The organism is Desemzia sp. AGC72, assembly GCF_057334175.1.
Window position 1 is genome coordinate 47,179 of sequence record NZ_JBHFIG010000021.1, and the last position, 26,352, is coordinate 73,530.

The 26,352-nt window shown below is 36.8% G+C and carries 29 protein-coding genes and 1 other annotated feature; of the genes, 24 read left to right on the plus strand and 5 right to left on the minus strand.

Annotation, left to right across the window (positions count from 1 at the left end; genetic code table 11):
- Positions 1–17: 17 nt before the first annotated feature.
- From ACE025_RS09145 to cspD, 21 genes are all read left to right on the plus strand, one after another.
- A complete protein-coding gene (locus ACE025_RS09145; protein ID WP_485939384.1) occupies positions 18–1,250 on the plus strand; it encodes a nucleotidyltransferase in 1,233 nt (410 codons plus the stop codon).
- A gap of 106 nt (positions 1,251–1,356) precedes the next feature.
- Positions 1,357–1,932 carry a YceD family protein gene (locus ACE025_RS09150; RefSeq protein WP_485939385.1) on the plus strand — a complete coding sequence of 192 codons (576 nt, stop codon included), beginning with the start codon at positions 1,357–1,359 and terminating at the stop codon, positions 1,930–1,932.
- A gap of 51 nt (positions 1,933–1,983) precedes the next feature.
- The gene (gene rpmF, locus ACE025_RS09155) at positions 1,984–2,163 is read left to right on the plus strand and encodes a 50S ribosomal protein L32 (protein ID WP_092479692.1); all 180 of its coding nucleotides are present in this window, start codon (positions 1,984–1,986) and stop codon (positions 2,161–2,163) included.
- 176 nt (positions 2,164–2,339) lie between these two features.
- On the plus strand, positions 2,340–2,690 hold the full coding sequence (locus tag ACE025_RS09160; RefSeq protein ID WP_485940079.1) for a DUF3397 family protein: 351 nt from the start codon (positions 2,340–2,342) through the stop codon (positions 2,688–2,690).
- A 310-nt stretch (positions 2,691–3,000) separates the two neighbouring features.
- Positions 3,001–3,432, plus strand: coding sequence for a division/cell wall cluster transcriptional repressor MraZ (gene mraZ, locus ACE025_RS09165; protein WP_485939386.1), 432 nt, complete (start codon positions 3,001–3,003; stop codon positions 3,430–3,432).
- A gap of 30 nt (positions 3,433–3,462) precedes the next feature.
- A complete protein-coding gene (gene rsmH, locus ACE025_RS09170; RefSeq protein WP_485939387.1) occupies positions 3,463–4,425 on the plus strand; it encodes a 16S rRNA (cytosine(1402)-N(4))-methyltransferase RsmH in 963 nt (320 codons plus the stop codon).
- 28 nt (positions 4,426–4,453) lie between these two features.
- Entirely contained in the window at positions 4,454–4,834 is a 381-nt protein-coding gene (gene ftsL / locus ACE025_RS09175; RefSeq protein ID WP_485939388.1) for a cell division protein FtsL, read from the plus strand.
- Positions 4,831–6,990: a penicillin-binding protein gene (locus ACE025_RS09180; RefSeq protein ID WP_485939389.1), complete on the plus strand. Its 2,160-nt coding sequence runs from the start codon at positions 4,831–4,833 to the stop codon at positions 6,988–6,990. The genes ftsL and ACE025_RS09180 overlap by 4 nt, the downstream gene beginning before the upstream one ends.
- Positions 6,991–7,083: 93 nt before the next feature.
- Positions 7,084–8,049, plus strand: a complete 966-nt coding sequence (gene mraY, locus ACE025_RS09185; RefSeq protein ID WP_485939390.1) for a phospho-N-acetylmuramoyl-pentapeptide-transferase — start codon at positions 7,084–7,086, stop codon at positions 8,047–8,049.
- Positions 8,050–8,076: 27 nt separating this feature from the next.
- Positions 8,077–9,456: a UDP-N-acetylmuramoyl-L-alanine--D-glutamate ligase gene (murD, locus tag ACE025_RS09190; RefSeq protein ID WP_485939391.1), complete on the plus strand. Its 1,380-nt coding sequence runs from the start codon at positions 8,077–8,079 to the stop codon at positions 9,454–9,456.
- A gap of 27 nt (positions 9,457–9,483) precedes the next feature.
- Positions 9,484–10,572, plus strand: a complete 1,089-nt coding sequence (murG, locus tag ACE025_RS09195; RefSeq protein WP_485939392.1) for an undecaprenyldiphospho-muramoylpentapeptide beta-N-acetylglucosaminyltransferase — start codon at positions 9,484–9,486, stop codon at positions 10,570–10,572.
- A 30-nt stretch (positions 10,573–10,602) separates the two neighbouring features.
- The gene (locus ACE025_RS09200) at positions 10,603–11,505 is read left to right on the plus strand and encodes a cell division protein FtsQ/DivIB (RefSeq protein ID WP_485939393.1); all 903 of its coding nucleotides are present in this window, start codon (positions 10,603–10,605) and stop codon (positions 11,503–11,505) included.
- A 182-nt stretch (positions 11,506–11,687) separates the two neighbouring features.
- Positions 11,688–13,016, plus strand: coding sequence for a cell division protein FtsA (ftsA, locus tag ACE025_RS09205; RefSeq protein ID WP_485939394.1), 1,329 nt, complete (start codon positions 11,688–11,690; stop codon positions 13,014–13,016).
- A gap of 39 nt (positions 13,017–13,055) precedes the next feature.
- Entirely contained in the window at positions 13,056–14,315 is a 1,260-nt protein-coding gene (gene ftsZ / locus ACE025_RS09210) for a cell division protein FtsZ (protein WP_485939395.1), read from the plus strand.
- 3 nt (positions 14,316–14,318) lie between these two features.
- Positions 14,319–15,014, plus strand: coding sequence for a YggS family pyridoxal phosphate-dependent enzyme (locus tag ACE025_RS09215; RefSeq protein ID WP_485939396.1), 696 nt, complete (start codon positions 14,319–14,321; stop codon positions 15,012–15,014).
- 24 nt (positions 15,015–15,038) lie between these two features.
- Positions 15,039–15,524 carry a cell division protein SepF gene (locus ACE025_RS09220; RefSeq protein WP_485939397.1) on the plus strand — a complete coding sequence of 162 codons (486 nt, stop codon included), beginning with the start codon at positions 15,039–15,041 and terminating at the stop codon, positions 15,522–15,524.
- A gap of 20 nt (positions 15,525–15,544) precedes the next feature.
- The gene (locus ACE025_RS09225) at positions 15,545–15,835 is read left to right on the plus strand and encodes a YggT family protein (RefSeq protein WP_485939398.1); all 291 of its coding nucleotides are present in this window, start codon (positions 15,545–15,547) and stop codon (positions 15,833–15,835) included.
- Positions 15,836–15,848: 13 nt separating this feature from the next.
- Complete coding sequence (locus ACE025_RS09230; RefSeq protein WP_485939399.1) at positions 15,849–16,631, plus strand: YlmH family RNA-binding protein; 783 nt, start codon at positions 15,849–15,851, stop codon at positions 16,629–16,631.
- A 35-nt stretch (positions 16,632–16,666) separates the two neighbouring features.
- Positions 16,667–17,371, plus strand: coding sequence for a DivIVA domain-containing protein (locus ACE025_RS09235; RefSeq protein ID WP_485939400.1), 705 nt, complete (start codon positions 16,667–16,669; stop codon positions 17,369–17,371).
- A gap of 16 nt (positions 17,372–17,387) precedes the next feature.
- Positions 17,388–17,607, plus strand: a binding site (T-box leader).
- A 95-nt stretch (positions 17,608–17,702) separates the two neighbouring features.
- The gene (gene ileS, locus ACE025_RS09240) at positions 17,703–20,495 is read left to right on the plus strand and encodes an isoleucine--tRNA ligase (protein ID WP_485939401.1); all 2,793 of its coding nucleotides are present in this window, start codon (positions 17,703–17,705) and stop codon (positions 20,493–20,495) included.
- Between the two features lie 396 nt (positions 20,496–20,891).
- Positions 20,892–21,092, plus strand: a complete 201-nt coding sequence (gene cspD, locus ACE025_RS09245) for a cold-shock protein CspD (RefSeq protein ID WP_485939402.1) — start codon at positions 20,892–20,894, stop codon at positions 21,090–21,092.
- Between the two features lie 115 nt (positions 21,093–21,207).
- Here the strand turns inward: cspD and ACE025_RS09250 are convergent, their stop codons facing one another.
- The 3 genes from ACE025_RS09250 to ACE025_RS09260 all read right to left on the minus strand — a co-directional run bounded on the left by ACE025_RS09250 (position 21,208) and on the right by ACE025_RS09260 (position 23,528).
- The gene (locus ACE025_RS09250; protein WP_092479674.1) at positions 21,208–21,456 is read right to left on the minus strand and encodes a GlsB/YeaQ/YmgE family stress response membrane protein; all 249 of its coding nucleotides are present in this window, start codon (positions 21,454–21,456) and stop codon (positions 21,208–21,210) included.
- Positions 21,457–21,577: 121 nt separating this feature from the next.
- Positions 21,578–22,804 carry a toxic anion resistance protein gene (locus ACE025_RS09255; RefSeq protein ID WP_485939403.1) on the minus strand — a complete coding sequence of 409 codons (1,227 nt, stop codon included), beginning with the start codon at positions 22,802–22,804 and terminating at the stop codon, positions 21,578–21,580.
- A gap of 16 nt (positions 22,805–22,820) precedes the next feature.
- Positions 22,821–23,528: a 5-bromo-4-chloroindolyl phosphate hydrolysis family protein gene (locus tag ACE025_RS09260; protein ID WP_485939404.1), complete on the minus strand. Its 708-nt coding sequence runs from the start codon at positions 23,526–23,528 to the stop codon at positions 22,821–22,823.
- Between the two features lie 225 nt (positions 23,529–23,753).
- Here ACE025_RS09260 and ACE025_RS09265 point away from each other — a divergent pair, with 225 nt between their 5' ends.
- Genes ACE025_RS09265 through ACE025_RS09275 form a run of 3 tightly spaced genes read left to right on the plus strand, consistent with a single transcriptional unit; the run spans position 23,754 to position 25,291 of the window.
- Positions 23,754–24,293, plus strand: coding sequence for an NUDIX hydrolase (locus tag ACE025_RS09265; RefSeq protein WP_485939405.1), 540 nt, complete (start codon positions 23,754–23,756; stop codon positions 24,291–24,293).
- 22 nt (positions 24,294–24,315) lie between these two features.
- On the plus strand, positions 24,316–24,567 hold the full coding sequence (gene macP / locus ACE025_RS09270) for a cell wall synthase accessory phosphoprotein MacP (RefSeq protein ID WP_485939406.1): 252 nt from the start codon (positions 24,316–24,318) through the stop codon (positions 24,565–24,567).
- Positions 24,568–24,601: 34 nt separating this feature from the next.
- On the plus strand, positions 24,602–25,291 hold the full coding sequence (locus ACE025_RS09275; protein WP_485939407.1) for a 5'-methylthioadenosine/adenosylhomocysteine nucleosidase: 690 nt from the start codon (positions 24,602–24,604) through the stop codon (positions 25,289–25,291).
- A gap of 55 nt (positions 25,292–25,346) precedes the next feature.
- Here the strand turns inward: ACE025_RS09275 and ACE025_RS09280 are convergent, their stop codons facing one another.
- Both ACE025_RS09280 and ACE025_RS09285 read right to left on the minus strand, forming a co-directional pair.
- Positions 25,347–25,820 carry a GNAT family N-acetyltransferase gene (locus ACE025_RS09280; RefSeq protein WP_485939408.1) on the minus strand — a complete coding sequence of 158 codons (474 nt, stop codon included), beginning with the start codon at positions 25,818–25,820 and terminating at the stop codon, positions 25,347–25,349.
- Positions 25,821–25,849: 29 nt separating this feature from the next.
- Positions 25,850–26,296, minus strand: coding sequence for a DUF1694 domain-containing protein (locus ACE025_RS09285; RefSeq protein ID WP_485939409.1), 447 nt, complete (start codon positions 26,294–26,296; stop codon positions 25,850–25,852).
- Positions 26,297–26,352: the final 56 nt, after the last annotated feature.

Here is a 26,352-nt window from a genome sequence, read left to right on the forward strand (position 1 = left end):
AAGAAATAAGACGACAGTTGAGAAAGGTAGACGATCTAGTGAAAAGTTGCGGCATTATTGCAGAATACAATCCTTTCCATAAAGGACACCAGTATCAGATAGAAGAAGCGAAGAAAGAGTCTTCTGCTGATGTAATGATTGTTGTGATGAGTGGGAATTTCTTACAACGAGGTGAACCCGCCATTGTGGACAAGTGGAAGAGAGCGGGAATGGCTCTTTCTTCCGGCGCAGACTTAGTGATTGAGCTGCCAGTAGCGTTCAGTGTGCAAGCTGCGGATTATTTTGCTAAAGGAGGAGTAGCTCTTCTTCAGGAAATGCAATGTGATGTATTGTCTTTTGGAACAGAAAGCGGAACAGCAGAAGATTTTCAACTGCTTGCAGCCGACTGGCTAAAAAAAGAGAAACAGATAGAATCTACTTTTCATCAGCTTAAAAACAATGGCCGCACTTATTCGGAACAAATGCAACAAGCAGCAGAGTCCGTCTTGTCAAAAACTCGTCTGGATCTTCATTCGCCTAATACTATTCTAGGCTTAGCATATGCTAAAGAAAACATTCGATACAACACTCCTATGTTATTGAAACCTATCCAACGTCTAGGAGCCGGTTATCATGAGAAGCAAATTCAAAACACTCCTTTTCAAAGTGCTACGGCGATTCGAAAACAGCTTTTGGTGCAAGAGTCTTCAGGACAGTTTTCTGTCACAGATAAACAGGCGGTACAGAATGCAGTTCCAGCTAAGGTTTTGGATATATTGGGAAACAGCCAGTTTGTTCAGTGGGATGCCTTTTGGCCTTTATTAAAATACCAATTGATTATTCAGTCGGAAGAACAATTGAGAGAAATCTATCAAATGAACGAAGGTATTGAATACCGGTTGAAACAATGCATCACACAAGCCAATAGTTTTGAACAGTTTATAGAACTAGTTAAAACTAAGCGATACACTTGGGTCCGTCTGCAACGGTTGTTCACATATATTTTATTGCAAATGACAACAAAAGATGTAGCGGAAGCCTTGGAAGGACCAAAAGGTATTCGAGTGTTGGGTTTTTCTGATGCTGGTCAACAGTACTTGAGCCGAATAAAAAAAGATGTTTCGATTCCTATCATCAGTCGTTTACATCAAAAAAACAAGAGCTTATGGGAAATAGATATTCAAGCAGGAAAAATTTATCAACTGGCAACTGGAAAAGTAATTGAGGAACAAGATTTTCATCGCTTGCCTTTACGAAAAACTGAAGCTTAAATGCAGGAAATCAATCAAAAAGAACTTAGAGGTGTAAGGTAAAATATCTTGACAAAGGTTTTTATCACTAGTATAATAAATTTTGTTGCTTTAGGAGTGAAGAGAAATGAAAATGAAGTGGTCACTAAACGAATTAAAACGATATCTAAATGAACCTTTTGTCTTTAATGATGAGGTGGACATAAAAGAAACCTTGTTGAAAAGAGAAAGTGAAATATTAGACGTTTCACCGATTCATTTAGATGGAATCTTAACTGTTAATGATGATGAATTGATTCTTCATATGAATGTTTCATTACAATTAACACTTCCTTCTGCAAGATCACTAAAACCTGTATTATTTCCAATGGAGTTTGTGATAAATGAAGTGTATATTCCGAAATCAGCATCTAATGAAACTGCTGCTAGAGAAGATGAAGTTGTGATTTATTTAGAAAATGACTGGATCGATTTAGCAGAAAGTATCGAGGATACGATTTTGATTAACCTTCCTCTTCAAGTTTTCACTGAAGAAGAAAAAGAAGCACAAGATATGCCAAGTGGAAATAATTGGAAAGTAATTTCAGAAGAAGATTACTATTCGAAAGAAAAAGAATCCGAAGATGCTGTTGATCCCAGATTTGCGAATCTAAAAGATTTTTTTAAAGATGATGAGTCTGATAGTAATCAAGATGAAGACTAACTTGTTTCTTGTTATTTAAAAATGAAACAATTGTTTAAGGAGGTGTATAGAATGGCAGTACCAGCAAGAAGAACATCAAAAGCTAAGAAAAACAGACGTCGTACTCACTTTAAATTAGAAGTTCCAGGTATGAACGCTTGCCCTAATTGTGGTGAATTGAAAAAAAGCCATCACGTGTGTGCATCATGCGGTTTCTATGATGGAAAAGAGGTATCATCTAAAGAAGCATAATAACTTTCAGTTATTGAGCTCTTAAGATAAAAATAATCTTGAGACTTTCTCAGGATTATTTTTTTTGCTAAATTTTAGCTGATTTGTTAAAGTAATACAGATGGAAATAGTGTACAATTTGGTTAATATATGCGTAAATGGAGGACAAGTAAATGGTATTGGATTCAGTAATGGTTATGAGAATCGTGTTATTTTTGATACCGATTCTTTTATTTCTGCTATTTAACAATAAAATCAACCGACATTTTCGAAAACAACACCTAACTCTCAAACTAGCTGATCTGCTTGTCCCTTATTTAATAATAGGAATTCACATAATGAGTATGCTGACACTTGGGATGACAGTTTTCCCCTATTTTTTAATATTCATCTTTTCCTTAGCTATTATACTGCTGCTGTATTTGGCTGTGAAAAAAGGAGAGATTTTATACGGGAAATTTTTCAAGAGTTGGTGGCGGTTTGTTTTTATCAGTTCTATCATTACATACTACGGCTTAGCAGCTATAAGCATCATAATAGTTGTCTAGAAAAAAGAACTATGAGAGGTAATTCTCATAGTTTTTTTTTGTATAAAATGAAGCAATGATTAATAGAAAAAATAGGTTCAAATTTTTTTCGGGGACAGCTTAAAACGGAAAATAAAAACACTTGAAAAAGTAACTAGTTTGTTACAAATGAAATGTAACAGAGATTAATTTTTAAGTGTTGTCGTGCCAGTGATGACAACGGTTTAAGAGTTATGAAAAAAAAACACAAAAATTTCGGAATGTGGTGGTGGAAAGTGGGGGATTGTGGTAGACTGAATTTAAATAGGGATGATAGGGGTGACCAGAGAACATGCTTATCGGTGAATATCAGCACAATATTGATGCAAAAGGCCGGTTGATCATGCCATCTAAATTCAGAGATGATTTAGGCGAGAAGTTTATTATTACTCGTGGGCTTGATGGTTGTTTATTTGGTTACCCGCAAGAAGAATGGTCTGAACTAGAAGAAAAACTAAAACAATTGCCGCTTGCTAAGAAAGACGCCCGTCAATTTACACGGTTCTTTTATTCCGCCGCAACAGAATGCGAGTTGGACAAGCAAGGAAGAATCAACATTCCTCAAAACTTAAGACAATACGCAAAACTAGACAAAGAATGCCGTGTTATTGGAGTATCCGAACGGATTGAGATCTGGAGCAATGAAAGATGGAGCCAATATGCTGATGAAGCAGAAGAATCTTATGAAGACATTGCTGAAAGTATGATCGATTTCGGATTTTAGCTGATAAGAAACATTGAAAGGGAGATATAGATGCCAGAATTTAAACATGAAACAGTCTTACTACATGAGACGGTAGATGGATTATCCATTTCTCCTGAAGGAACATATGTTGATTGTACCCTTGGAGGAGCTGGACACAGCGAATACCTGCTTTCTCAACTAAATGAAAAAGGGCATTTATATGCTTTCGACCAAGATGAAACAGCCATTGCGAATGCAAAAAACAAATTGAGCCATTATGTTGAAAAAGGAATGGTCACTTTTATCAAATCAAATTTCCGTTACATCACAGAAGAATTGAATGCTCTAGGTGTTCAATCAGTAGACGGAATCCTATATGACTTGGGAGTATCTTCGCCGCAGCTAGACCAAGCTGAACGGGGCTTCAGCTATCATCAAGATGCGCCTCTAGACATGAGAATGGATACTCAATCATCTTTAACAGCGAAAGAAGTAGTAAATGATTGGCCTTATGAGAAGTTAGTGAAAATTTTTTACCGTTATGGAGAAGAGAAATTCTCTAAACAAATTGCACGTAAAATTGAAAAAGCCAGAGAAACAGCACCAATTGAAACCACTGGAGAACTAGTGGAATTGATTAAAGAAGCTATTCCTGCACCTGCTCGCAGAAAAGGTGGGCATCCAGCCAAAAGAACGTTCCAAGCTATCAGAATAGCTGTAAATGATGAATTAGATGCTGTGGAAGAGTCTTTAGAAAAAGCTATTGATCTATTGAATGTGAAAGGAAGAATCAGCGTTATTACCTTCCATTCTTTAGAAGACAGAATTGTTCAGTCGATATACAAAGACCGTGCCAGAGGACCACAATTACCACCAGGATTGCCCGTGCTTCCAACAGAGTATATGGCGGAACTGAAAATCATTACGCGTAAGCCGATATTACCTAGTGAAGAAGAGCTGGAACAAAATAACCGGGCTAGAAGTGCAAGATTAAGAATCGCAGAAAAACAAGTTAAAACAGAAAGCAACTAATTACATAGATGGGAAAGGAAGTTATTGTATGGCAGCAGAAAATAATTTAGCTAGGGATTTACATAGTGTAATGCCTCAAACAGCACCGAAAGTCCAACCTAAACAACAACCTATTCAAACTCCTGAGCCAAAACAACAGCATCATTTAAAAGTTGAAAAGGTATTATTAGTTGTGGCTAGTATGATCATCTTTGCTTTAGGAGTAGCTTGTGTTTCATTGGAAATCATGGTCGCTACAGCGAACAGAGAAGTCCAAGATACAAACCGTTCTATTGAAGAAGTTGCAATTATGAATACTAACTTAGAGCAGGAAGTACAAGAATTGTCTCGATATGATCGAGTATATGAAATTGCTAAAGCACATGGACTGGAAATGAATGAAGAAAATGTTAGGAATGTTACGAAATGAAAAAAAGAAGTCCCTTAACAAATAGAAAATTAATAGCCATTTTCTTATTTTTTGTATCTATTCTAGCGTTTGTCATATTTGCTGGAAGATTCTCTTATATAATGGTCAAAGGGGAAGTTAACGGGGAAAATTTAGAGACTAATGTGAATAATCTATATACAAGAAGTAGTGTCCTTGAAGCTAACCGTGGTACCATCTATGATGTAGGGGGGAATCCGGTCGCAATGGATGCTACTTCTTATTCATTATATGCTGTATTGACGGATGAGTGGTCTAATAGTAAAAAAAACCCGCAACATGTCGTCGATAAACAGAAAACAGCTGAAGTCTTAGCTCAATACATTTCAATGAGTGAAGAAGAAATCTTAAACAAATTGAATCAAGACTTGAGCCAGGTTGAATTTGGGACAGCAGGGAAAAATTTATCTTACGAAATCAAAAGTGATATCGAAACACAAAAATTATCAGGGATCTTTTTTAAAGAAACTCCTACAAGATTGTACCCTAACGGAATTTTTTCTTCTCACTTAGTTGGTGTAGCTCAGTTGCCGACAACTAAAGAAGGAGAAGTAAATGTTGACGAAGAAATGGTTGGTATCATGGGGATCGAGCAAGCTTACAACGACCAATTGACTGGAACGGATGGGAAATTAAAGTATCAAAAAGATAGTTTTGGTTACGCTCTGCCTAATGAAAAGGCGGAAGTGATCGACCCTGTTGACGGAGTTGATATCTACCTTACATTAGATAAACGTATGCAGGTGTTATTAGAAAGTTTGATGACAGAAGTTGATGAAAAATACAATCCTGTTGCTTTGACAGCGACATTGATGGATCCTAAGACAGGTAAAATTATTGCGACCTCTCAAAGACCTTCTTTTAACGGAACAACAAAAGAAGGTATCAGTGATCTGTGGATGAACTTACTGGCCGAATACACTTATGAACCGGGCTCTACTTTAAAAGCGTTGACGTTAGCTTCCGCCATAAACGAAAAAGCATTTGATCCTAATGCTTATTTTGAGTCAGGTATGATCAAAGTATCTGGGATACCTATTCGAGATGTCAATCGCACAGGATGGGGAACAATCACTTATTTAGAAGGTCTAGCTCGTTCAAGTAACGTCGCATTTGTAAAAATCGTCGAGAAAATGGGTGCAGATGTCTGGAAAGAGTATTTGGATGCATTTGGTATAGGGAAATCGACCAATTCAGGATTACCTCATGAAAATAAAGGTTCAAACAATTATGAGAGAGCTATTGACCAAGCAAATACTGCCTTTGGGCAAGGTTTAACCGTAACGCCGCTTCAAATGATGCAAGCCTTCAGCGCTATTGCTAATGGCGGACAAATGATGAAGCCACAATTTATTGATAAATATGTTGATCCTAATACAGGAGAAGAAACCGTTATGGAACCAGAAGTAGTTGGGAATCCTATTTCAAAAGAATCCGCTCAACAAACGTTAGAGTATTTAAAAGAAGTTGTGTATAACGAGAACGGAACGGGTAAGAAATATGCGATTGATGGATATGAAATCGCAGCAAAAACCGGAACAGCTCAAATTTACAATTCCAAAACGAAAAATTATTTCAGCGGTGGACACAATTTCTTATATTCAGTAGTTGGAATGGCCCCTGCTGATGATCCAGAATTAGTGTTGTACATCACTATGGAACGCCCTACAATTACTGATTATACAGTTGCTCCTTCAGATGTTTTAGCTTCTATTTTTAATCCCGTAATGAAAAGGGGATTGGAGTACTTGCATTTGAACGATACTGCTCAAGAAGCATTAGACAACCAAGTTAAGATGCCTAAAGTAACGAGTGAGCCTAAAAAAGACGTGTTGACAAAATTAGAAGAAATGGGTTTGAACGTGACCGTCGTTGGAAATGGTGATACAATAGTACAGCAATTGCCGTTGACTGATGAAGTAATTATTGATGAACAACGAGTCATTCTTATGACAAATGGAGCAATGACTATGCCCGATATGACGGGTTGGTCGAAAAATGATGTCTTAAAGGTTTCTGAAATTACAGGAATAGAATTTACTTTTGATGGTGATGGATACGTTACTCAGCAAAATTTAGAACCTAATGCTCTTTTGACAGAAGAAAGTCTAATTGAAATCAAACTAGAATCTCCTTAATCGTTAGGAGATTCCAGTTGTAAAGTAAACAGGTCTTGACTTCATAGAAGAAAAAAGGCAATCTGTTAAAAAGAAAAATTTAGGAGCGATAATATGCAGTGGGAAGAAATGCTGATTTCAGTAGTAAGTAGTTTTGCAATAACCATTATTTTGATGCCTTTTGTTATAGGGTATTTTAGAACGAAACAATTAGGACAAACAACTAGAGAAGAAGGACCGACATGGCATGAAGTAAAAACGGGAACCCCTACTATGGGAGGAGTTGTTTTTTTGATTTCTGCCAGCGTAACAATCGTTTGGACAGCAGTATGGCAAAATGCTTTTACAGTTAGTTTAGGTTTATTGGTATTTATTCTTCTGTTATATGGATTATTAGGATTTTTAGATGATTACATCAAATTAATTAAAAAAAGAAATTTAGGACTTACTTCAGCACAAAAATTTATTGGACAAGTAGTAGGAGGAGTATTATTCTACATTGTTTACCGCATGCAAGGATTACCGAGCGAACTGAATCTCTTTGGATTGACAGATGTCAATCTAGGCTGGTTTTATGGAGTGGTAATAGTATTTTGGCTAGTAGGTTTTTCTAATGCAGTCAATTTGACAGACGGATTAGACGGATTGGCTACTGGAACAAGTATCATTGCGTATTCAGCTTATGCGGTAGTAGCTTTCCAACAAGAACAGCTAGATGTATTGATATTTTGTTTAGCTGTTATCGGAGGGTTGATAGGATTCTTAGGATTCAATAAAAAACCTGCTAAAATATTTATGGGTGATGTAGGCTCATTAGCACTAGGTGGTGGACTTGCAGCTGTATCAGTATTGTTGCATCAAGAATGGACGCTGCTGTTGATTGGACTGATCTTCATCATAGAGACATTATCCGTTATCTTACAAGTCGGTTCCGTTAAGTTAAGAAACAAGCGAGTATTTAAGATGGCGCCTATCCACCACCATTTTGAAATGAGTGGTTGGAGCGAATGGAGAATTGTCATTACTTTTTGGTCGATTGGTTTACTAATGGCCCTAATTGCGTTATGGATCGTACTTTAATAATTAAACAGCAATGGAGGATTTTGGGTGAAAAACGTAACGACATATAAAAATAAAAAAGTATTAGTACTAGGTTTAGCATTAAGCGGTGTGAATGCTGCAAAACTTTTGCATAAATTAGGCGCATTGGTCACAGTCAATGATTACAAAAGCTTTGAAGACAACTCTGAAGCACAAGAACTTTTGGAAGATGGTATGCGTGTAGTAACTGGAGGGCATCCAGTCGAGTTATTGGATGAAGACTTTGAATTTGTAGTAAAAAATCCTGGAATTATGTACAATAATCCAATTGTTGCTAAAGCATTGGAAAAAGGCATTCCAGTACTGACAGAAGTCCAGTTAGCTTATGAAGTGGCACAGTGTCCTATTGTCGGAATCACAGGTACAAATGGGAAGACAACCACAACAACGATGATCGCTGATTTGCTTAACCGCAAACAGCAACAAGGAAAAGCTTATGTGGCAGGTAATATAGGCACTCCTGCAAGTTTAGTTGTTCAAAAAGCTGCAAGTGAAGATGCTATTATTATGGAACTATCCAGTTTCCAATTATTAGGTACAACGACTTTTAGACCACATATAGCTGTGATCACCAATATTTATTCGGCGCACTTGGATTATCATGGAACGAGAGAAGAATATGTAGAGGCTAAAATGCAGATCACAAAAAATCAAACAGAGGAAGATTATCTAGTTGTAAACTGGGATCAGCCGGAGTTAAGAGAATTAGCTCTAAGCAGCAAAGCCACGATCATTCCTTTTTCAAGACAAGAAATGGTCGAAAATGGCGTGTTCCTTAGTGGAGATTCTATCTACTATTTAAATGAATCAATTATGGATAAAAAAGATATCTTAGTACCTGGAGAACACAACTTGGAAAATGCAATGGCAGCTATAGCAGTTGCTAAGTTGATGGGACAAGAAAATTCTGTCATAAAAGACGTATTAACTTCTTTTTCCGGAGTGAAACATCGGACTCAATTTGTTAGAGAATATAAAGGTCGGAAATTTTACAATGATTCAAAAGCAACGAATACATTAGCAACGATCAATGCCTTAAATGGTTTTAAGCAGCCGGTGGTTTTAGTAGCTGGTGGTTTAGATAGAGGAAACGACTTTGATGATTTGGTTCCGCATCTCAGACAAGTCAAAGGGATGATCGTATACGGAGAAACAGCTGCTAAGTTGACTCAAGCAGGAGAAGAAGCTGGGGTGCCATCAATTGTAACAGTACAAAACGTTGAAGCAGCGGTTCCTGTTGCTTATGACATGAGTGAAGAAGGAGATGTTGTTCTCTTATCACCAGCTTGTGCTAGTTGGAATCAATATCGCAGTTTTGAAGTTCGCGGAGATGCATTTATTGACTCAATAGAACAATTAATTGCCAATATAGAAGAGGGGGAATAGACCTTTTATATCAGGTCTTACATTTGAATGAAAGTATTATTAACAGGAGGAGGAACAGGAGGGCATATTTATCCTGCTTTGGCCTTAATGAGAAGATTAAAAAGTATTGATCCCACTACAGAGTTTTTATATGTTGGAACTGAGCGCGGTTTGGAGAGTACAATCGTGCCAAACGCTGGTGTTCCTTTTAAAGCCATTAAAGTAGAAGGGTTTAAGCGTTCATTATCGTTAGATAATGTCAAAACGATTCAACTATTTTTACAAGGAATCTTTAAAGCCAGAAAAATCGTTAAAGAATTTGCACCTGATGTAGTGATTGGCACTGGAGGATATGTATGTGGTCCAGTAATGTACGCTGCTGCAAAACTGAGGATTCCAACTATTATTCATGAGCAAAATAGTGTAGCGGGTGTAACGAATAAATTCTTGGCTCGTTATGTGGATAAAATTGCTACTTGTTTTGAAGAAGCACGATCTGAATTCAACAAATATTCTTCAAAAGTTGTTTATACAGGTAATCCTAGAGCGCAAGAAGTTGCTGGTATCAAACCGTCTGGGGCTTTGAAAGAATACAATCTCAAACCAGGAGTTCCAACGGTATTGATTTTTGGAGGCAGCAGAGGGGCAAAAGCTATCAATACGTCTTTTATTGAAGCTATACCAGCTTTTTCAAAGAAGGATTACCAAGTCTTATTTGCTTCTGGAGAAGTTCATTACAATACGATATTAGAACAGGTTGGAGAAGTGACTGAAAATATTTCCATTGTTCCTTATATCCCGAATATGCCAGAGATATTTGCCAACGTTTCTGTAGTGGTTTCCAGAAGTGGTGCAACAACATTAGCTGAAGTAACAGCACTCGGATTGCCCAGCATCTTGATCCCCAGTCCGATAGTGACCAACGATCATCAAACGAGCAACGCCAATAGTTTAGTCAAACATAATGCAGCTAAAATGATTGCTGAAAAAGATTTGACTACGGAAACATTCATTCAAACAATCGATGAGTTAATGAATGATCCGGAAAAAAGAAAAGAGATGTCTCAGCAAGCTGAAAAAATCGGCGTTCCAGATGCTTCAGACAGATTGATCCAAGTTATAAACGATATTATTTAATTACGTCCATTGTAAGGAGGATGAACCAGGATGAATTCATTCAAAAAAAATAAAACTAAAGTGAACAGCAGCCTTCCTGGAGAGTCCTCCTCGAACAATGCAAAGAAAAATACCCATTCTGCGCGCAGTTTGGAAGAGAATTTGCCAAAGTTGAAAAAACAACGACGCAATAAGATGTATAGCCGTTTAATTCCGTTACTTTTGCTGTTTTCATGTGCAATCTTAATTGTGGTATACTTTATTTCTCCATTAAGTAAAGTAGGGACTATTTCAGTCAATGGAAGTGAAAATGTTACAGATCAACAAGTAATCGATTCTAGCCAATTGTCATCCGGACTACCTCTATGGACAACCTTATGGGATGATGAAGAAACAGAAGAAGCTGTTTTGACTATTCCTCAAATAAAGTCAGCTGATTTAAAGCGTCAAGGCTGGAACAATCTTGTGGTTACAGTTGAAGAATACAAAATAATTGCTTACTCCCATATAAAAGACGATTATTTTCCAATTTTGGAAAATGGAAAGATTGTAAATGAAAGCAAAAAAGTTTCCATGGGCAACAACCCGATTTTTAAAGACTTTTCTCAAGGAAAAGCGTTGGACATATTAATCGAGCAGTATGAATTGTTGAATACCAGTGTACAAAACGGTATCTCTGAAATAGAACATGCTTCTACTGATACAGATGAATATTTAATCAAAGTCTACATGAATGATGGAAATCAAGTAGTAGCTACACTGCCTAGTTTTGCTGAAAAAATGAATTATTATCCAGATATGGTACAAAAAGTAGGAGATCAGAGTGGTCTGTTCAACCTTGAAGTTGGAGGTTACTTCACTCCTTTTGAACAGGAATCATCTGATTCAAAAGAAGAGGATCTAGAAGGTAAAGTTGAAACTTCTGAGGATACTGAGGAAGTGGATAGAGAATGAGATAAACCGTCCGTTTAAAGTTATTAAACAAAGAAAAACGTAAATCAAGTTTTTTTTCAAAATAATCAGTAAACTAAAGGAATAGCTTCAAAAAATAGCGCAAAGTGTGGTAGAATTGATTTTGTATAAGTCAATATAAAAATAGATAAAAGTTGAGATTAAAAGCTAGGAGGTTTCAATGTATGAGAAATTCTGAGATGTATGTTAGTTTAGATATTGGAACCACTTCAATAAAAGTTGTTGTAGCCGAGTATATTAATGGACAGATGAATATTATTGGAGTTGGAAATGAAAAATCTGAAGGTCTAAGCAGAGGTATCATAGTTGATATCGATAAAACTGTGGAATCTGTGAAGAAAGCGATTAAACAAGCAGAAAAAAAAGCAAATGTTGATATTCGCAATGTTATCGTAGGAACTCAAAGTACATCTACAGAAATTGAAACCTGTCATGGAATGATTGCAGTATCAGGTGAAGATAAAGAAATTACAGATGAAGATGTAAGAAATACTATCAGCGCGGCAATGGTCAAATCTGTTCCTCCAGAACGCGAGATCTTAGCCATTATTCCAGAAGAATTCATTGTGGACGGATTTGACGGTATCAAAGATCCCAGAGGAATGATAGGTGTTAGGCTGGAGATGCACGCTACAATGATCACTGGACCTAAAACTATTGTACATAACATCAAACGTTGTGTGGAAAAAGCTGGATTACACATTGAAAACATCGTTCTTCAACCCTTGGCAGCTAGCAAAGTCAGCATGTCAAGCGGAGAAAGAGATTTTGGGACGATATTGATTGATATGGGCGGCGGTCAAACTGCTGCCTCCGTTATTCATGATAATCAATTGAAGTTTTCTTTTGTTGATCCTGAAGGTGGAGAATATGTAACAAAAGATATCTCCATTGTATTAAATACGAGTTTAGAAAATGCAGAGAAAATAAAACGTGACTTCGGTTACGCTACTTCTCTTGAAGCTTCAGAAGACGAGGTCTTTCCTGTAGAAGTCGTTGGTAAAACCGAACCGGTCAAAGTTAATGAACTGTATTTATCTGAGATCATAGAAGCTCGTTTGGTCCAAATCTTCGAAACTATAAAAGCAGAGTTGGACTCAGTCAGAGCCAGAGAACTGCCTGGAGGTATCGTTTTAACTGGAGGGGCATCTTCTATACCTGGTATGGTAGAATTGGCAAGAGAGATATTTGAAGTAAATGTGAAGTTATACATCCCTGATCACATGGGAATCAGATATCCTTCCTTTACGACAAGTATTGGATTGATCGAGTATCAGGCAAAACTAAATGATATTCAAAAAATTGCCAACCAAACTGCAACGGGATTCAATTTAGATCCTTCTTTCTCACAAGAGCAGACAGTTGTTTCTATGTACACCGAGGAAGATGCAGGAGAATACGTTGAAAAGAAACAAGTAGTTAAAAAACAAAGGAATCAAGAAGAAAGCATGTTTTCAAAAATGAAAAAAATGTTCAACAACTTCTTTGACTAAACTAAAAAAGAAACCAATCAGATAGTAGGAGGAAACAAGATGGACTTAGAATTCGATACAGCACCAGTAAGTGGAGCTGTCATTAAAGTAATTGGTGTAGGTGGAGCAGGTAACAACGCAGTAAATCGTATGATCATGGATAATGTAAAAGGCGTAGAGTTTATTGTGGCAAACACAGATTTACAAGCCTTAGCGAATTCACACGCTGAAACAAAAATTCAACTTGGACCTAAGTTGACTCGTGGATTAGGGGCTGGTGCCAATCCAGATATTGGTCATAAAGCCGCTGAAGAAAGTGCAGAACAAATTGCTGATTCTCTAAAAGGAGCAGACATGATCTTTGTTACTGCAGGAATGGGTGGAGGTACTGGTACAGGTGCTGCACCTATCGTTGCTCGTATTGCTAAAGAGCAAGGAGCTTTGACTGTTGGAGTGATCACACGACCATTCTCATTTGAAGGACCAAAGCGTGGCCGTTTCGCTGCAGAAGGTTTAGCTCAGATGAAAGAATATGTAGATACATTAGTAACGATCTCAAATAACCGTTTATTAGAAATAGTGGACAAAAAGACTCCTATGTTGGAAGCATTCCGTGAAGCAGATAATGTATTGCGTCAAGGTGTACAGGGAATCTCTGATTTGATCACTTCTCCAGGATACGTAAACTTGGACTTTGCGGATGTTAAAACCGTAATGGAAAATCAAGGTTCTGCTTTAATGGGGATCGGTACAGCAAGTGGAGAAAACCGTACTGTGGAAGCTACTAAAAAAGCTATCTCTTCACCATTATTAGAAGTTTCTATTGATGGTGCAGAATCAGTATTGTTGAACATTACCGGAGGATCAGACTTGACGTTATTTGAAGCTCAAGATGCTTCAGACATCGTTTCAGCTGCATCTACTACAGAAGTGAATATTATCTTCGGTACTTCAATCAATGAAGAATTAGGAGATGAAGTTATCGTAACTGTTATCGCTACAGGGATCGACACAACGGAATCAGATAAAAGACTAGCTCAAAATACTCGTAATCGTGTTCAGCCAGCTTCTAATCGTGGACAACAAACAAGTGATTCAAACCGCGACACAAGAGAAAAAGATCCGTTTGCTGACTGGGATATCCGTCGCGAACCGAATACACGTAGCCGTAGTGTGCAAACAGAAGAACCTGCTTCTTTTAATGAAGATGACAACAATGACTTTAATTCATCAAACCGTGAAACAGCGTCAGAAGAGAAAAAAGAAATGCCTCAAGACAGCCTAGATACACCTCCTTTCTTCAGAAGAAGACGGAAGTAAAAAATGAACACCATTGAACATAATGTTCGCAGCATAGAAGATCAACTGGAAAAATCACTTAGACAAGCTCAACGTGATAGAGTTGGTCTTCGTGTTGTAGTAGTAACAAAATATGTATCTATTGAACAGGCTAAAGAGGTAGTATCGTTAGGCTACAAAGATTTGGGAGAAAATAGACCAGAAGGTTTGATCGAGAAGCAAGAAGCTTTACAAGATGATAGTATCATCTGGCATTATATTGGATCACTCCAGACTAGAAAAGTAAAGAAAGTCATTAATCGTGTCGATTTTTTACATTCTTTAGATCGTGTGTCCTTGGCAGAAGAAATCGAAAAACGAGCTGAAAAGCCTGTCTCTTGTTTTGTACAAGTGAATGTGGCTAAAGAAGAGTCTAAAAGCGGTTTTTCTTCTGATGAATTGATTGAATTTATTCGAACTCTTGCACAATTTGAAAAAATAAACGTTGTTGGTTTGATGACGATGGCTCCTAAAAATGCTGATATACAGACTATTCGAAAAACATTTATCGAATTAAAACAACTGCGAGACGAAGTTCGTCAACTTGGATTGTCTTATGCTCCTTGTACAGAACTAAGTATGGGGATGAGTCAAGACTATCCAATCGCGATAGAAGAAGGTTCTAGTTTTGTCCGTATTGGGTCAGCTTTTTTCAAAAATACTACCGTTGACGAAGACTAATTTTTTGATTGAGGAGGGTTTACAATGGGAATGATAAACCGATTAAATGATTTCTTTGGGTTAGGCGATGAAGAGGAAACTTTTCAGTTCGAAAACAACGCACAAGAAAATAATGAGATGAAAAACAAGCAAAAACCTCAGTTTCCAAACAGACAAGGAAGTAATGCGTCCATGAACACACGTAGAGAAGTTAAAAAGACCAACAATGTAGTGGCTTTGAGCCAAGTACAACAACAAGGAAAAATTATTGTTGTAGAACCGCGAGTTTACTCAGAGGTAAAAGATATTGCTGATTTGCTGCTGGCGAATCAATCTGTTATCTTGAATTTCAGCCGTATTGAAAAAAGCGAAGCAAAAAAAATAGTAGATTTTTTGATGGGAAGTATTTATGCCATTGAAGGAGACATGCAACGTGTCGGAAATGAGATTTTTCTTTGTACACCGAAAAATGTTGAAATCGATGGTGTGTTAGAACAAACAAATACCTTTGATGATCTTGAGATTTATTAAAAGAGAGGAAATACCATTCAGTGTTAAACTTACTATTCGTACTTCATGATGTGTTATCTGCTGCTCTAGAAATTTATTCTATACTATTGATTATTTATATATTGATGTCTTGGTTTCCGAACGCTTACCAATCGACTTTCGGGCGATTATTGGCTCGAATTTGCGAACCTTATTTGGAAATTTTCCGTAGATTTATTCCGCCAATCGGTATGATCAGTATATCTGGAATAGTGGCATTGGTTGTATTAAACTTGGCAAGTTCTGGGTTAGATAGTATCTTCGTGTTCATTTATCGATTAATACTTTCATAAGGGGTAGATCAGAATGATTGAAAATGTTTATCAGCATTTCCGAAAAGATGAAATACCTTTTATTGATATGGTAATGGATTGGGTCAGAGAAGTGGAAGACCAATATACACCGGTACTGACAAACTTTTTAGACCCTCGCCAATACTATATATTAGAAACGGTTATCGGTAAGAGTCGGGAAATCAAACTGCATTCTTTTGGAGGATATGAATCGTCTGAGAGAAACAGGGCATTTATTTGTCCGACGTATTTTGAACCTAAACAAGAAGATTTTAACGTCCGCTTGTATGAAGTAAAGTATCCTGCGAAGTTTGCTACTATGTCTCATGGGAAAATATTGGGTACCTTGCTTTCTACCGGTATGAAAAGGGAATATTTCGGAGATATCATTTCAGACGGAGAGAGATGGCAATTTTTTATTGATGAGTCCATTGAAAACTATGTTGTCTCTCAGATTGATAAGATCGGTCGGGTTGCTGTTCGATTAGAAGAAAGACGCTATACAGACATGATTGTTCCTAAGGATAGTTGGACGATCGTTCACGATACTGTTTCTTCAATGCGTATTGATGTACTTGTTTCGAGCGTTTTCAAGATTTCTAGACAACGTGCTAAACAAATGATAGAATCAGGGCATATTAAGGTCAACTGGACTGAAATGAAGCGTCCAGATTTTGTCTTGGACTTGTTAGATATTGTTTCAGTCCGCGGTTTTGGACGATTTCAAATACAAGAGATTGAAGGAAAAAGCAAAAAAGACAAGTGGAAACTTGGATTGGGTGTTTTGTTTAAATAAATAGACTAACAAATTTACTATTGGAGGTGTCAATAATGGTACTAACACCATTAGATATACATAATAAAGAATTTCCGGTCAAAATGCGGGGTTATGATCAAGATGAAGTAAACGACTATTTGGATCAGATCATCAAAGATTACGAAGCCATTTTGAAGGACAAAAAAGAATTAGAAAAAAATCTGAAATTTGCTGAAGAAAAAGTGGCCTATTACAATAATCTTCAAGAATCATTGAATAAATCAATTATTGTGGCGCAAGAAGCAGCTGATCGGTTGAAAGAAAATTCTGACAAAGAAGCTGCAATTATTATCCAAGAAGCTGAAAACAATGCTGATCGCTTATTGAATGATTCCGTTGAAAAGGCTCGTAAAATTACTGCTGAAACAGAAGAATTGAAAAAACAAAGTCGTGTCTTCAAACAACGTCTTCAATTGATGATTGAATCTCAATTAGAAATGGTAAAAAATAATGAATGGGATGAGTTGCTGAAAAGCGATGTAGAAGAAGTGATTGAAATCCCGACTGTTAAAGAATACCTGAAAAAGACAGAAACTAATGAGAAACAGTTGCCAGTAGATGTTGAAAAAGCTATAATAACAGATGATGATTCTGCAACAGAAGAAAAAATAGAATCCAGTGAAGCTCATTCTGAAATTGTTTCAGAAAAAGCTTCTGCTGAAATAGATGAAGCTGACTACGAAGAAGGCAATATGCCTGCTGTAGAGTTGCCTTTATAATCAACCATTTGAATAATCGATAACGAAGATTGGAACAGAAAGCGACAGTAAACTTTGCAGCGAGTTAGAGATAGTGGAAGTCTAACAAGTCCCTGTTGTCGTAAGATCCTCCATGAGTATTGGTTCGAACTATGAGTAGAATCAATCGTGTGATTGGCGTTAACAATTACTAGAGGAGAAAAGAGGGAACTCTTTTCTTGAACTATGGGTGGTACCACGAAGATTTCGTCCCTTTTGGGAGGAGGTCTTTTTTTTATGTTCCAAAAGTTGTGAAAAGTGTGTTGGTTAAAGTGCAGAAATGAAAAATAACAAAGAGAGAGGAATCCTTATAATGAAAATGAAAGAAACATTGAATTTAGGTAATACTAAATTCAAAATGCGGGGAAACCTGCCAGTACGAGAAGTTGAATGGCAACAAGAATGGAAAGATTCTGATGTATATGAAAAACGTCAAGAAAAAAATGCTGATAAACCAACTTTTATCTTGCATGACGGCCCTCCATATGCAAACGGAGATATCCATATGGGACATGCTTTGAATAAAATCACAAAAGACATTATTATCCGATCAAAAAGTATGAGCGGTTTCCGTTCTCCGTACGTTCCAGGCTGGGATACTCATGGTCTGCCAATCGAACAAGCTGTTACAAACAGCGGTGTTAAGCGCAAAGAAATGTCAGAAGCAGAATTCCGTAAAATTTGTGAAGAGTACGCTTGGAAACAAATCAATCAACAAAGAGAAGATTTTAAACGCCTTGGGGTAGCTGGTGACTGGGATAATCCTTATGTGACTTTAGATCCTAAATTTGAAGAACAACAAATTCGTTTATTTGGTAAGATGTCAGAAAAAGGATATATTTATAAAGGTTTGAAACCTATTTACTGGTCACCATCTAGTGAATCTTCGTTAGCTGAAGCTGAAATCGAATACCAAGATGTTAAATCACCAAGTATTTACGTGTCTTTTTCAGTAGTTGACGGTAAAGGAATCTTAAGCGGCGACACTTCATTTGTAATCTGGACAACTACACCATGGACGATACCAGCTAACTTAGCTATTGCTGTGAATGCAGATTACGTTTACGCTGTTGTCAAAGTTGAAGACAAAAAGTATGTATTAGCAAAAGACTTAGTGAATGATGTAGCGGCAACATTAGGTTGGGAGAATGTTGAAATCGTATCTGAAGTGAACGGAAAAGACTTAGAAATGATGACTGCACAACACCCGTTATACGATCGTACTTCTCTAGTAATCTTGGGAGATCACGTTACGTTGGAAGCTGGGACCGGTTTAGTTCATACGGCTCCTGGACATGGGGAAGATGACTACATTGTAGGCCAAAAATACAAATTAGGTGTGCTGTCTCCTATAGATGACAAAGGGTGCTTCACAGATGAAGCACCAGGTTTAGAAGGTATTTTCTACGATACAGCAAACAAACAAATCACGGAATGGCTTGAAGAAAAAGGGAACCTATTGAAAATGAGCTTCTTTACCCATAGCTATCCTCATGACTGGAGAACTAAAAAACCGGTAATTTTCAGAGCAACACCTCAATGGTTTGCTTCAATCGATAAATTCCGTCAACAAATTTTAGATGCTATCGAAAATGATGTAACGTGGTTGCATCCATCAGGAAAACCAAGATTGTACAATATGGTCCGTGACCGTGGAGATTGGGTCATTTCACGCCAACGTGTGTGGGGTGTGCCTCTACCGATTTTCTATGCTGAAAATGGGGAACCAATCATCACTCCGGAAACTATTGACCATGTTGCTTCATTAGTGAGTGAGCATGGCTCAAATGTCTGGTTTGAACGAGAAGCAAAAGATTTATTGCCAGAAGGCTTTACGCATCCAGCTAGTCCAAATAATGAATTTACTAAAGAAACAGATATCATGGATGTATGGTTTGACTCAGGATCATCTCATGCAGGTGTATTGACAACTCGTCCAGAGTTGTCATTCCCAGCAGACATGTATCTAGAAGGCTCAGATCAATACCGTGGCTGGTTTAATTCTAGTTTAACAACATCTGTGGCCGTTAACGAGGAAGCACCTTACAGAAGTGTTCTTTCCCAAGGATTCGTTATGGACGGGGAAGGCCGCAAGATGAGTAAGTCTATCGGAAATGTTATTGTTCCGAATAAAGTCATCAAACAAATGGGTGCAGATATTATTCGCTTATGGGTATCCAGCGTTGATTACGAATATGATGTAAGAGTCTCAGACGATATCTTGAAGCAAGTATCTGAGGGTTACCGCAAAATACGTAATACGATGCGTTTCCTAATGGCAAACACATCTGACTTTGACCCGGCAAAAAATACTGTTGCTTACGAAGATTTAAATGCTTTAGATCAATATATGTTGATTCGTTTCAATCAAATCGTTGAGAAAATCAAACATTCTTATGAGACGTATGACTTCAAGGGGATTTACCAAACGGTAATGAATTTCTGTACAGTTGATTTATCTCAATTCTATTTAGACATTGCTAAAGACATTGTTTACATCGACTTGGAAGATGGTCACGATCGTCGTGCTATGCAGACAGTCTTCTATGATATTCTAGTTAAGATGACAAAATTATTGACTCCTATTCTTCCACACACAAGTGAAGAAATCTGGAAACATCTTAAAGAAGAAGAAGAATTTGCCCAATTAGCAGAATTGCCTGAAGTAGAGCGTTTTGATAATCAAGAAGATGTGTTGAAAGATTGGAAAGCCTTCATGACTATTCGAGATGAAGTATTAAAAGCTTTAGAAGAATCACGTAATGAAAAAATCATCGGCAAGTCATTTGAAGCGAAAGTAACTCTTTACCCAACACCAGAAGTGAAAGAGTTGTTGAGCAGTTTAGATGCTAATATCGGGCAACTGTTGATCGTTTCTGACTTAGAGATTACTGAGGATTACGATTCAGCTCCCGAATCAGCACATAAATTTGCTGATGTAGCAGTTTCTATCGAACATGCACATGGAGAAACGTGTGAAAGATGTCGTATTGTCAGCGAAGAAGTTGGCTCGTTTGAGGAAGCTCCGACACTTTGTGGTCGTTGTTACCATATTGTAAAAGAACATTATCCAGAAGCGCTAATGCCTGAAACAGAAGCAGAATAAGTATTAAGGCTCCATTGAACAGTTGAATCTGTTTGATGGAGCTTTTTTATTGAAGATAAAGGTAAAAAGCAGAGAAACACCTAGAGATAGGTGATAAATGAGGATTATTTTGATAGAACGTTTCCAAAATATCTAAAAACTCATAATCAAAAAAAAGCTATTATTAGCTGTTAAATTGCAGATGACAGCACTTGCAAATGAAAAAAAACTACGTTATAATTTAAATTGTAATGGATTTTATTTTTAAAAATGAGAAAGTTGATTTTATGTCACATCAATAACTAATCAAGAACGACGTTTATATTTGTATAAATGCATTTTGATCGTTGAGTTACATAAATAGACCTCTATAGAAAAAAGATCTGTTGCAATAAGATATAGTGGAGGTAGTTAGTTATGGAAAAAGGAACTGTAAAATGGTTTAACGCTGAGAAAGGTTTTGGATTTATCGAAGTTGAAGGCGGAGATGATGTATTCGCACATTTCAGCGCAATCACTGGTGATGGGTTTAAAACTTTAGAAGAAGGACAAGCGGTAGAATTTGAAATTGTTGAAGGCAACCGTGGACCTCAAGCAGCTAACATTGTTAAATTATAATCTAAAAAAATCAAAAAGAATGGAGACGTCATCGTTTCCATTCTTTTTATCGTTCAAAGGTAAAAAAAGATATACTCCAGAGAGTATATCTTTTTTGTATGTTATTAGGGAACAATTACCCTTTGCGTCTTCCAGTAATGAAAGAGAAAATTAATATTAGAACGATAGCACCAATCAGCGCTGGGAAGATATAAAATCCTCCAATGTTTAAACCCCATTGTCCTAATAATGATGTACCTAACCAAGATCCGATAAATCCTGCAATGATGTTTCCAACGATACCAAATGGTACGTCGCGTCCAACGATCATCCCTGCAACGGCTCCTAAAATACCACCAACGATTAATGACCAAATAAATGACATAAGTTCCACTCTCCTAAGAAATAAAGTATTTGTAATGAACTATTACAATACCTAGTATAGACACAATTCATTCAAAGTACAAAGGATATGCTCACGTATTAAAATGGGGTAGGATCAAAAGCTAATCTTTACTTGTGATTTCTAGTAATTGATCACGCAAAGTAGTCTCCATAGTCGTTAATTCACGTTCTGCTTCTTTACGTTTGATGCGGCCTTCTTTTTGAATTTCTAGCGTTTGTTGCAATGTATCGATCAGATCAGTTTGAGTTTTTTGCAAGGTCTCTAAATCAATAATACCTCGCTCATTTTCTCTAGCAGTTTCAATAGCAGAAGTTTTCAATAGTTCAGAATTTTTCTTTAACAAATCATTTGTTGTTTCAGATACTTGGCGTTGAGCTTCAACAGCATCTTTTTGTCTCAACAGGGTCAATGCAATAACGATTTGGTTTTTCCACAATGGAATAGCTGTATTAATAGACGACTGGATTTTTTCAGATAAGGCTTGGTTTGTATTTTGAATCAAACGAATTTGCGGAGCTTGTTGAATCGTCATTTGACGAGCCAACTTTAAGTCATATACTCGTTTTTCAAGGCGGTCAAGAAATTGATTCAAGTCATTGACATGTTGAACATCCATTTGATCAGAACTGTTTTCAGCTTTTTTTACAGCTTCAGGAATCAATTTAGTAAGAAGTTCCTCGACTTTTACTTCCCCAGCAGCAATGTAGATATTCAAGGCTTCAAAATAGTCTAAGTTTTTTGTATACAATTGTTCCAGCATAGCGTTATCTCGTAACAACATATCTTTTTCTTTGTTTAACTTACCGGCGATTTTATCTACTTGGGCACCGATTTTTTGGTATTTTGCTGTTACTTCATAGATCGAACGATTGATTTTGCCGAACAGCTTCTTGAAAATATTGCTGTCTTCAGCTCTTAAATCATCTGGGTTAGCTTCGTTTAAACGGTACATCAATTCATTCAATGTTTCTCCAATATCCCCAGTGTCTTGGTTTTGGACATGATCCAACATCGAATGGGAAAATTCACCTAGTTTTTTTTGTGCAGCTGCACCATAAGACATCACAGACTCTATGTTGCTTTCGTCAATTTGATCGGCTAGAGCATAAGCTTGTTGTTGTCTTTCTTTAGGCAGTTTGTCTACTAAACGTTCGTTCTTTGTTTCTTTTTGCAAATCTTTTTCAATAGAAGACTCTGCAGCTACTGGAGCTGCAGGTGTTTGGAAAGGATTAGCTAATAAGCTCTCTAATTCAACGTTTACATCTTTAACTGTTGATGGTGTTTCATTTTCGTTTGTATTGAATGGTTCTTTGTTTGTATCGACCATACTCTCAACTCCTAAATTATAGTTCCTCATGATTGATTTCGTCTGTGAAATGATTATCTCGTGTAATGGCTTTCTTTGCAAGTTCCATCTCTAATTCTATATCTTCTATTTCTTCGGATTTGAAAGAAACATAATCTTTGGCGATCAAGTTACACATAGCATCAATCGTTTCGGCACTCTCTTCTAAAACAGAAAAAGTTGATTTGTGCTTCACTTCATGATTATCGACTTCAATATATTTAGCAGTCAAGTCTTTTAATGAAGGAAGGTGCACGTATAAGAATTTATCCACTTCATGCAAGCGTTGAGGCTCTTCAGTAATTCCTTTGAATAGGGCTTTAGCTAAATGGATCGTATTGTTGCGTTTTTCAATAGCTGTCAGCTTAGTAGATTTGCGCATGTTTTGTTCCAATTCTAAGATGTTGACCTTTGCCGTTTGCATCGTTTCTCTAAAAAACTTCATTTCATCTTTAGAAAGGCCTTTTGATTTATAAAAAGCTTCTTTTTCAGGAGTTAACTTTCTAAGGCGTTGTACTTTTGTTTTTGCAGATGCGGCAGGTTTATCTTTTTTGAAATATAGAAAGCTTCCGATAATCAAACTGATGATCAAAGATGGCCAAAATCCAAAATCAAATACCAGCAAGACTAAAAATACAACGATGGTACTTGCAGTCGTAAAAGTGTACTTCAAAATATCTCCAAAATTTTTAATAAAATTATCCATTTTTGTCCACCTCTTAAAATAGTTTAAAACAACTCTGTTTGTTATTTATCTTACATTTATTCTAGCACAAAAAGCTGCTGAAAATATATGCGACTTAAGAATGAATTATTACTCTTAGTATAAAGCAAAGTAGGGGTTCTTTCGACCGATAGATATTCTGGTTCTTGTTTTTTTCAGAATTCAACGTTATTATTGAACAAGATGTTGACAAAGGGAGGAAAAGTCATGAAATTTGAAGAAAAGACATTGTCCAGGGAATCTATCTATAAAGGAAATATAACAGAGTATACAATAGAGTCGGTAGAGCTGCCTAATGGAAAAGTCTCTACTAGAGAAATTGTGAGACATCCTGGAGCAGTCGCTATCATGCCATTTACCTCAGAAGGAAAAATGATCTTTGTAGAACAGTTTCGTAAGCCAATTGAACAAACTATTTATGAGATTCCTGCGGGAAAAATAGACGATACAGATTTCGACCCAGAAGAAACAGGAATGAGAGAGTTGAGAGAAGAAACTGGATATTACGCGCACGAATTTGAATTTGTAAAAACGTTTTATACGACTCCAGGTTTTACAGATGAAGCAATTCATTTGTATCGTGCTTCCTCATTAGAAAAAAAAGAAGAGGCAGTCTTAGATGAAGACGAGTTTTTAGAGTTGATAGAACTGTCTTTTGAAGAGGCTTGGCGAGCTTATGAAGATGGAAAAATCGTCGATGCCAAAACTATTATGGCCTTGCTTTATTGGAAAATTGAATTGTCATAGACCAACAAAAAGGATGAGAAAAATGGGTAAGAGTTTAAGGCAGCAAGAAAGGGAAAAAAAACAGCAAGAGTTAAAAGCTCAAAAAGAACGTGAAAAGAAACGGTTGAAAGCTGAGAAGCAATACCAAAAAGAGAGAGAAAAACAAGGATTTGCTACTAAAAGCCGGAAAAGCGAAAACGACAAAATACGGGATGCTGGAAAGAAGCTTAATCTAGCTATATTGGCCGTGGCTGCTTTACTGGCAATTGTTTTAGTGATTGTTTTTGTTGTATAAAAATAAATGTGTCCTAGACATGAGGAGAAGAAGTATGAAAATCGGTATCATTGGAGCAATGGAACAAGAAACAATTGTGTTAAAAAATAATTTGATGAATCGTCAAGATTGGTCTAAAGCAGGAGCACATTTTTCTTCTGGAAAAATGTGGGATCATGACATTATTCTAGTACAATCCGGAATAGGGAAAGTCAATGCAGCTATTGCCACTACTTTATTGATAAATGATTACCAAGCGGATGTAGTTTTCAATACAGGATCTGCAGGTGCAATCGATGAGAGCTTATCGATTGGAGATGTCGTCATTTCTACTGAATTAGCTTATCACGACGCTGATGCACGTGCTTTTGGCTACGTTATGGGTCAAGTACCTCAAATGCCGGCGCGTTATGTAGCAGATAGAAAAATGATTGAAGTGACAGATAGAGCTGCGAAAAAAGTTGGATTGACATCAGTCAACGGCGTTATTGTAACAAGCGACTCGTTTATAGCGGATAAAAATGTCATCAAAGAAATCAAAACAAACTTCCCAGATGCTTTAGTTTCTGAAATGGAAGGAGCAGCAGTAGGTCAAGTGTGTTATCAATTCGAAACACCATTTGTCATCGTACGAGCTGTGTCTGATACTGCAGACGATGAAGCAGGAGTTGTTTTTGATCAATTTATTATTGAAGCTGGGAAAAAATCAGCAGAGATGGTCATTGAAATTATCAAAAACATTTAAAAGAAGGTTATCAAAAAGGACACAGCTTTTTGCTGTGTCCTTTTTGTCGGTTTACTCAAAGTTTTTTCTGAGCGATTTCATTGTAAATGGAAAAGCCGTTTTTTTGGTAAGTCTCTTTTGCGATTGTGTTGTTTGCCCAATAATGCAATTCTACATACGGGATATTTTTTTCTTTAGCATAATCATCGGCAAATTGCAACAATTCACTGCTAAGACCTTTGTTTTGGTAATCCGGCAAAACGGTTATATGGGAAATATATAATCGTGTATAGCCATAACGAAAAGGGGTTTCTTTGATTTCTTGTTCGCTTAACCATAAATAAGCACTGACAGGTTGATCCTCTTTTGTATCATCCAGCCAAAGAAAAACTTTTTCTTTGGGATTTTGAAAAACTGTTTCAAAATATAGAGCAATGGATTCTTCGTTGTAAGGCTTGAAAAATTCAGGGTATAATGCATAATGTTTTTCTTGCATAGTTTTTCCCAGTTTACCCATCAAAATAAAATCTTTTGTTTCTTTGATTTGCATGTATAAATCACTCCTGTATAAATTAAGAATTAGGAGAAAAAGCGTTTAAAGAATGACTTTTTCTGACTTTTTGGTTGGGGCTCATCCTTTTGAGGAAGAGGGTATTTCTCGACAAGATCAATAACAGGTTCATTTACAGCAGTCGAAGCAGTATAAATGATTGCATAAGGACTGGTTTGGGCATATTCATTTGCGAGCAAAGTGAAGGGGATGCTATTCCGCTTACTTTCTTTGATATAGTCATCAAAGAAACTCATACTGAATGTGCCGTTTAATAGGAGTTGACCATCAGGGTGTTTTTGAAATTCATCTTGGAAAGCTTGAAGTGCATTTTCTTGTGAGAGCTGTTCCAGACGTGCAGTTAGATAGACTCTTTCGCGTAAACTGCCCATAAATTCTTTTCGTTCTGAAATCAACGTTTGTTTAACTCCATATTGTCCTTTTTGTAAGTAATCGTTGGCATCTTTATTGACCATGCATAACACCTCATTCAAAAATAATTCGTCTCGTTACCAATAGTACCACATTCAGC

Bases quoted from the DNA above. Each gene is read 5' to 3' on its own strand.
- ACE025_RS09150 (WP_485939385.1), top strand. From the start codon at position 1,357: ATGAAAATGAAGTGGTCACTAAACGAATTAAAACGATATCTAAATGAA.
- rpmF (WP_092479692.1), top strand. From the start codon at position 1,984: ATGGCAGTACCAGCAAGAAGAACATCAAAAGCTAAGAAAAACAGACGT.
- ACE025_RS09160 (WP_485940079.1), top strand. From the start codon at position 2,340: ATGAGAATCGTGTTATTTTTGATACCGATTCTTTTATTTCTGCTATTT.
- mraZ (WP_485939386.1), top strand. From the start codon at position 3,001: ATGCTTATCGGTGAATATCAGCACAATATTGATGCAAAAGGCCGGTTG.
- rsmH (WP_485939387.1), top strand. From the start codon at position 3,463: ATGCCAGAATTTAAACATGAAACAGTCTTACTACATGAGACGGTAGAT.
- ftsL (WP_485939388.1), top strand. From the start codon at position 4,454: ATGGCAGCAGAAAATAATTTAGCTAGGGATTTACATAGTGTAATGCCT.
- ACE025_RS09180 (WP_485939389.1), top strand. From the start codon at position 4,831: ATGAAAAAAAGAAGTCCCTTAACAAATAGAAAATTAATAGCCATTTTC.
- mraY (WP_485939390.1), top strand. From the start codon at position 7,084: ATGCAGTGGGAAGAAATGCTGATTTCAGTAGTAAGTAGTTTTGCAATA.
- murG (WP_485939392.1), top strand. From the start codon at position 9,484: ATGAAAGTATTATTAACAGGAGGAGGAACAGGAGGGCATATTTATCCT.
- ACE025_RS09200 (WP_485939393.1), top strand. From the start codon at position 10,603: ATGAATTCATTCAAAAAAAATAAAACTAAAGTGAACAGCAGCCTTCCT.
- ftsA (WP_485939394.1), top strand. From the start codon at position 11,688: ATGAGAAATTCTGAGATGTATGTTAGTTTAGATATTGGAACCACTTCA.
- ftsZ (WP_485939395.1), top strand. From the start codon at position 13,056: ATGGACTTAGAATTCGATACAGCACCAGTAAGTGGAGCTGTCATTAAA.
- ACE025_RS09215 (WP_485939396.1), top strand. From the start codon at position 14,319: ATGAACACCATTGAACATAATGTTCGCAGCATAGAAGATCAACTGGAA.
- ACE025_RS09220 (WP_485939397.1), top strand. From the start codon at position 15,039: ATGGGAATGATAAACCGATTAAATGATTTCTTTGGGTTAGGCGATGAA.
- ACE025_RS09230 (WP_485939399.1), top strand. From the start codon at position 15,849: ATGATTGAAAATGTTTATCAGCATTTCCGAAAAGATGAAATACCTTTT.
- ACE025_RS09235 (WP_485939400.1), top strand. From the start codon at position 16,667: ATGGTACTAACACCATTAGATATACATAATAAAGAATTTCCGGTCAAA.
- ileS (WP_485939401.1), top strand. From the start codon at position 17,703: ATGAAAATGAAAGAAACATTGAATTTAGGTAATACTAAATTCAAAATG.
- cspD (WP_485939402.1), top strand. From the start codon at position 20,892: ATGGAAAAAGGAACTGTAAAATGGTTTAACGCTGAGAAAGGTTTTGGA.
- ACE025_RS09250 (WP_092479674.1), bottom strand. From the start codon at position 21,456: ATGTCATTTATTTGGTCATTAATCGTTGGTGGTATTTTAGGAGCCGTT.
- ACE025_RS09255 (WP_485939403.1), bottom strand. From the start codon at position 22,804: ATGGTCGATACAAACAAAGAACCATTCAATACAAACGAAAATGAAACA.
- ACE025_RS09260 (WP_485939404.1), bottom strand. From the start codon at position 23,528: ATGGATAATTTTATTAAAAATTTTGGAGATATTTTGAAGTACACTTTT.
- ACE025_RS09265 (WP_485939405.1), top strand. From the start codon at position 23,754: ATGAAATTTGAAGAAAAGACATTGTCCAGGGAATCTATCTATAAAGGA.
- macP (WP_485939406.1), top strand. From the start codon at position 24,316: ATGGGTAAGAGTTTAAGGCAGCAAGAAAGGGAAAAAAAACAGCAAGAG.
- ACE025_RS09275 (WP_485939407.1), top strand. From the start codon at position 24,602: ATGAAAATCGGTATCATTGGAGCAATGGAACAAGAAACAATTGTGTTA.
- ACE025_RS09280 (WP_485939408.1), bottom strand. From the start codon at position 25,820: ATGCAAATCAAAGAAACAAAAGATTTTATTTTGATGGGTAAACTGGGA.
- ACE025_RS09285 (WP_485939409.1), bottom strand. From the start codon at position 26,296: ATGGTCAATAAAGATGCCAACGATTACTTACAAAAAGGACAATATGGA.